The organism is Mycobacterium sp. (assembly GCF_050701675.1).
GTDB lineage: Bacteria > Actinomycetota > Actinomycetes > Mycobacteriales > Mycobacteriaceae > Mycobacterium.
On sequence record NZ_JBOGDD010000792.1, the window covers coordinates 1 to 1,621 of the forward strand.

The following is a 1,621-nucleotide window of genomic DNA, read 5'->3' on the forward strand; positions in this document are numbered from 1 at the left end:
TCCTGGGCCAGGTGGATTTCGCGGTGCGTTCAACTCAATTGCGGCCCAGCCCCGAGTGGTCGCAGAGAACCACCGGGAGATGGATGAGCAGATGACCGAGAAGATCGCGACGACGGACGGTGGAGCACCGATCCCCAGCGTCGAACATTCACTGAGCGTCGGCCCCGACGGGCCGATCCTGCTGCAGGACCACTATCTGATCGAGCAGATGGCCAACTTCAACCGGGAGCGCATCCCGGAGCGCCAGCCGCATGCCAAGGGTGGCGGCGCGTTCGGGCACTTCGAGGTGACCAACGACGTCAGCCAGTACACCAAGGCGGCGGTCTTCCAGCCCGGCGCCAAGACGGAGATGGTGGCCCGGTTCTCGACGGTCGCAGGCGAGCGTGGCAGCCCAGACACCTGGCGCGACCCGCGCGGGTTCGCGCTGAAGTTCTACACGTCCGAGGGCAACTTCGACATGGTCGGCAACAACACCCCGGTGTTCTTCGTCCGGGACCCGATGAAGTTCCAGAACTTCATCCGCAGCCAGAAGCGGATGGCGGCCAACAACCTTCGTGACCACCACATGCAGTGGGACTTCTGGACGCTGGTGCCCGAGTCGGCGCATCAGGTCACCTACCTGATGGGTGACCGGGGAATCCCGAAGACGTGGCGGAACATGAACGGCTACTCCAGCCACACCTACAGCTGGGTCAACGCCGCCGGTGAGATGTTCTGGGTGAAGTACCACTTCAAGACCGACCAGGGCATCGACTTCCTGACGCAGGAGGACGCCGACCGCATCGCCGGTGAAGACGGCGACTACCACCAGCGCGATCTGTACGACTCGATCGAGGCGGGCAACCACCCGAGTTGGACGCTGAAGATGCAGGTCATGCCGTTCGAGGACGCCAAGAACTACCGGTACAACCCGTTCGATCTGACCAAGGTGTGGCCGCACAGCGACTACCCGCTGATCGACGTCGGGACGATGACGTTGGATCGCAACGTCGAGGACTACCACGCTCAGATCGAGCAGGCGGCCTTCGAGCCCAACAACATCGTGCCCGGCACCGGTTTGAGCCCCGACAAGATGCTGCTGGCCCGCGGCTTCTCCTACTCCGATGCGCATCGCGCCCGACTCGGCGTCAACTACAAGCAGATCCCCGTCAACGAGCCCAAGGTCGAGGTCAACGCGTATTCCAAGGACGGAGCCATGCGGATCAGGCTGGCGACCGACCCGGTCTATGCGCCGAACTCCATGGGCGGCCCCGTGGTCGACGACCCGAAACGGGTGGCCGAAGCGCACTGGGCGTCCGACGGCGACATGGTCCGCACGGCGTACACGCTGCGTGCCGAGGACGACGACTGGGGACAGGCGGGCAACCTGGTCCGTGAGGTCATGGACGACGGCCAGCGGGATCGATTGGCCGCCAACATCATCGGGCACGTGCTCGACGGTGTGAAGGAGCCGGTGCTGTCGAGGGTGTTCGAGTACTGGCGCAACGTCGATCCGGATCTCGGGAAGAAGGTCGAGGAGGGCGTGCGCGCCAAGGCGGGCGGAAGCTGACACGACACGCCGGTGTGAACTACATTGACGTGATTCCCCTGGGGTCTGTGGGACTATTGAGAACTTTGGGGA

1 protein-coding gene is annotated in these 1,621 nt (G+C 64.0%); it reads left to right on the top strand.

The window, feature by feature from the left end:
• The first annotated feature begins 91 nt into the window (after positions 1-91).
• Entirely contained in the window at positions 92-1,549 is a 1,458-nt protein-coding gene (locus ACRDUX_RS24200) for a catalase (protein ID WP_526417275.1), read from the top strand.
• Positions 1,550-1,621: the final 72 nt, after the last annotated feature.

What these genes read in the sequence shown, in the direction of transcription:
- ACRDUX_RS24200 (WP_526417275.1), top strand. Translation starts at nt 92, where the DNA reads ATGACCGAGAAGATCGCGACGACGGACGGTGGAGCACCGATCCCCAGC.